The organism is Rubrivirga sp., assembly GCF_049648075.1.
Taxonomy (GTDB): domain Bacteria; phylum Bacteroidota; class Rhodothermia; order Rhodothermales; family Rubricoccaceae; genus Rubrivirga.
The window spans coordinates 1-3628 of the sequence record NZ_JBARYR010000498.1; the positions used below are offsets into that span (position 1 = coordinate 1).

The following is a 3628-nucleotide window of genomic DNA, read 5'->3' on the forward strand; positions in this document are numbered from 1 at the left end:
GAGCAGAGATACGTGAACGCGCCGGTCGTCGTCGCTGCGGCGGATGGGGATCTGGATCGCGCCGGCGGCCTCGTGAGCTCGAGCGGCGGGGAGGGACCGCCCCGCCCACCGAAGGGCGCGGGACAGGCGCACCGGGCCGTCCGCCGACTGGTACTGCGCCAGGGCCGGGCCGAGGTCGGACGCGATGCAGATCGACTCGGTCAAGAGGTCGGGGGCGCCCCCCGTTCCCCGGCCGGACACCACGACACCCAGGACTCGGCCGTCCTCGTCCAAGAGCGGTCCTCCGCTATCGCCGGGCAGGACGGTGTTGCCCGAGACCCGTAGCCGGTGCCCATCGAGGGCGAGATCCGCATATCGAGGCGCGACCGACTGGCGCTGCTCGCGGTTGGGCCACCCCGCCGTGAACGCGACGTCGCCCGACGACTCGTGTGGCGCCACCACCAAGGGGCGGAGGCCGGCGTCCTGCGCCCTCGACGGATCCAGGTGGAGGATGGCCACATCGCGTGACGGGTCGAGGGACCAGGCTCGGCTGATGCGCACCTCGCGGCCGTCGGGCAGCGTAACGCGAACCCGGCGCGCGCCCACGACGACGTGGTACGCCGTGACCAGCGCGTCTCCGCCGACCGCGAACGCGGACCCGACGCGCTCGAACGGGATCCCGTCCAGCTCTCCCTCCGCCGTGATCGACACCACCGACTCGGCCGCCGACCGCGCCGGCTCCCAACCCTCGAACGTCTCGAGCGGCGACGGCCTCGTGTCGTGCGTCCACGTCCGCGCACCGACCTCGACCTCGAGGCGCAGCGCCGGGACCTCGAGGACGCGGCGCAGCACCCGCACCATGACGCGGCGCTGGTACTCGATCACGCCGCCCGTCTCCCTCGACATCGGATCGCTCGACCGGACGACCTGGAAAGCGTCTCCCAGCTGGCTCTGGACATCCCACGAGCCGAAGGCGTCCTCGAGGGCGCGGGCCGCAGCGTCCGACTCCGGGACGGCGATCGCCTCGACGTTGATCTGAACCAGCCCTCCGACCTCGACGGCTTCCCGATCGACGCCGCTGAACAACTGGAGCCGCAACGGGTCCGCAGACGCCGACGTCGCCAAGACGACGGCCAGGAAAACGAGGAGCGGAGTGCGTAGCGTCATGGGTCCCGAGGCTGTGCTCCGAAGAGCCCTGGGGCAGACGCTAGGGCGCGCCTTCCGCGACGATTCCGCGGACCCAGGCAGCGAGTCGGCTTCGAACGGCGCGCCCGACCTCGAGCACGTCGCCGTGGTCGAGAGGCTCGCTGCCGAGACCGGCCGCGGGGTTGGTGATGGTCGAAATCCCGAGGACCGGCAGCCCGAGAGCGGCAGCCTGGATGGCCTCAGGCACAGTGCTCATCCCGACGGCATCGGCGCCGACATGAGCGAAGTAGCGGATTTCAGCGGGCGTCTCGTAAGACGGCCCACCTGTCCACACATATACCCCCTCACGATACGAAATTCGGTTTGTTAACGCAATGTTACGAGCCTGCTCTCTCCACTCTTCGTCATACGGATTTGACATATCAGGGAATCTCCCCTCCCCCCTTCCGACCGGCCCGGCGAGCGGGTTCGCGAACGCGAGGTTGATGTGGTCCGTGATCAGCATCAGCGTTCCCGGCCCAAAATCGGGGTTGATGCCGCCCGCCGCATTCGTCAGCACGAGGCCTTTGGCGCCGAGCGCCTTGGCGAGCCGGACAGGAAACCCGAGCGACCGCGCCGAGTGGCCTTCGTAAAAATGAACCCGTCCCTGGATGACCAGCACGGGCTTTCCAGAGAGCGTCCCAAGCACCAAGCGCCCCGCGTGGCCTTGCACCGTCGAGGTCGGATAGTGAGGCACGTCGGCCGTCGAGATCACGGTCGCGTCCTCGACGTCGTCGGCGAGTTCGCCCAGGCCAGAGCCCAAAACGAGGGCGAGTTCGGGCTCGAGGTCGGAGTGAGCGCGGACGGCGGCCAGGGCTTGGTCGAGGTGTTGCGCGTCGGTGTCGGCGTCGAAGGTCATAGGGAGCGGGTGATCCAGACGGCCCAGCCGCAGAAGGCGACGGCCACGAGTTGACGGAGAGGGACGAACGAGACGGCAAGCACCGCGGCGCCCGGACGAGCGCGCAAGGCCGCGATGTAGAGGGCGAGGCCCAGCCCGAGCGTCAGAAGACTACCGACGACGGCTGCCCACGACGAGAGCCGGGAGCGGGCTTGGCGCGCGACGACGACCAGCCCGAGCGCCGGGGCCGACGCCGCGAGTCCGCCCTCGAGGACGAGCGCCCACGATGGAGACAGCCCGACGCGCGTCGCTGCGACCGCCGGGAACGCCGCGCCGACGACCAGGACCAGACCCGCAACGGCGAAGGCGGCGGCGCGGAGCGACACGGTCACTCCTCCCACAGTTCGTCGTCCTCCTGGCTCGCGGCGTCGACGACGGAGCGGGCGGTGTCGAACCCGAAGCCTCGGCGGACGAGAAAGTCGAGCGTCTTCTTTTTGCGCTTGCGGACGTCCTCCTCGGACGAGAGTGAGCGCCACTTTTTCGCGGCCTGCTCTCGCGCCTCGCCCTCTAGGTCTTCGGTCTCGGTCAACTCCTCGAGGGCGGCGTCGATGACGGACCGTGCGACGCCCTTGCGCTGCAAGTCCTGACGGAGTCGGGCCGGGCCGTAGCCTCGGCCGTCGAACCGGCTTTTGACGAAGGCACGAGCGTAGGACTCGTCGTCGACCAATCCGGCGTCCTCGAGGCCGGCGACGGTGTCCTCGACGACGGTCTCGGCGAAGCCTTTTCGCACGAGAGCCTTGCGGACCTCGTCGCTCGTCCGCGCCCGGTTCGATAGCCCGGCGAGCGCCGACGATTTGGCGGAGAAGGTCTCCTGGCGCGTGAGCAACTCGCGCTGTCGCTCGGCCGTGATCGCGACGCCCTTTTTGAGTCCGGCGCCGATGACGAGCTCGATGGCGAGCCCGAACGCGAACGCGTCGTCGATGTACACGCTGGCGCGCTCGAGGTCTTTTTTCTGCTGCGCGATCCGGGTGATGGTCCCGTCGGCCAGGTCGAGGTCGGCGGGGTCGACGCGCTCGCGCTTTTGGGTGTTGAACGCCATGCGGGGTCTAGCCCTCGAGGTCGGGCGGGTTCCTCAAGACAGCCGCGAGGTCCATGCCGAACGATGAGCCCCGGCCTCGAGGGCGCCGTCGACTTCGAGGACGAACCCGCCCTCGAGGACGAACCCGACCTGTGGCCATCCAGGTTGAGTCCCCCCTCCTCATCCGAGGAGGAGGACAGGGGGTGGTCACCGTCCGACCTCGAAGGCGGCGCGGCAAGCGCCACATCGAGGCTGGCACAGACGCCCGGCGGGGCGTCTCTACGACTGCCGCAGCCTCGAGGACGGCCGGAACCATTCCGCGACCTCGAGGCTGCATGGCCCCGTCCCCCATCCTCACCACCGCGCGGACACCGTCACGACCGGCCACCCCGGCAAGCCACGCGCATCCGTTGCCAGAGGTAGGCTGGGGTCGCCCGGAATCGCAGACGTCCTCGAGGGCAGCGGCCGGGCCGTCGCCTGGGCGAGGGCGCTCCACTGGAGGCCCCGCCACGCCGTCGTCGCGCCGACGGCGCCGCTGGCTCTCACCT

Annotated in this window: 5 protein-coding genes; all 5 read right to left on the reverse strand. The window is 69.9% G+C overall.

The features are described 5' to 3' along the window. Positions 1 to 1146: trypsin-like peptidase domain-containing protein (locus WBA11_RS14100; RefSeq protein ID WP_424521308.1), on the reverse strand; the 1146-nt coding region annotated here is incomplete at its 3' end. A gap of 40 nt (positions 1147 to 1186) precedes the next feature. Next, entirely contained in the window at positions 1187 to 2023 is an 837-nt protein-coding gene (locus WBA11_RS14105) for a purine-nucleoside phosphorylase (protein ID WP_424521309.1), read from the reverse strand. Beyond that, positions 2020 to 2388 (reverse strand): hypothetical protein, encoded by a 369-nt coding sequence (locus WBA11_RS14110; RefSeq protein ID WP_424521310.1) that lies wholly within the window; start codon positions 2386 to 2388, stop codon positions 2020 to 2022. The genes WBA11_RS14105 and WBA11_RS14110 overlap by 4 nt, the downstream gene beginning before the upstream one ends. Before the next feature lie 2 nt (positions 2389 to 2390). Continuing rightward, the gene (locus tag WBA11_RS14115; protein WP_424521311.1) at positions 2391 to 3101 is read right to left on the reverse strand and encodes a regulatory protein RecX; all 711 of its coding nucleotides are present in this window, start codon (positions 3099 to 3101) and stop codon (positions 2391 to 2393) included. Positions 3102 to 3434: 333 nt separating this feature from the next. Then, on the reverse strand, positions 3435 to 3628 hold a 194-nt coding region (locus WBA11_RS14120; RefSeq protein WP_424521312.1), incomplete at its 5' end, for a hypothetical protein.